Origin of the sequence: Aeromonas sp. sif0611, assembly GCF_019218845.1 — a bacterium.
In the GTDB taxonomy this organism is placed as follows: domain Bacteria; phylum Pseudomonadota; class Gammaproteobacteria; order Enterobacterales; family Aeromonadaceae; genus Aeromonas; species Aeromonas media.
Genome location: NZ_JAHUWU010000045.1, coordinates 1 through 297, shown reverse-complemented (window position 1 = coordinate 297; position 297 = coordinate 1). Strand labels below are relative to the sequence as shown.

1 protein-coding gene is annotated in these 297 nt (G+C 64.3%); it reads right to left on the bottom strand.

What is annotated here, in order from left to right:
- The coding region (locus KW824_RS20695) for a VCBS domain-containing protein (RefSeq protein WP_218410890.1) at positions 1 to 297 on the bottom strand (297 nt) is incomplete at both ends.

Genomic DNA, 297 nt, shown 5'->3' with positions numbered 1-297 from the left:
CATCGTTGACGCCGGTGATGGTGATGGTGACGGTGTGCTCGGTGCCATCCACGGAGGTGACCACAAAGGTCTCGACCTTGGTTTCGCCCTCGCCCAGGTACTGCACCTTGCTGTTGTCGACCTGGTAAGTCCAGGCACCGCCTTCGGTGATGGCGAGGCTACCCAGCGCACCCGCACTCGGGGTGCCGTTGCCGGCCAGGAACTTGGCTTCGTCGACCCCATCCACGTCGGTGACGCTCAGGGTGCCGGTCTCGGTCAGAGTCGGGTTGGTCTCGTCTTCGGTCACGCTGCCGGTGT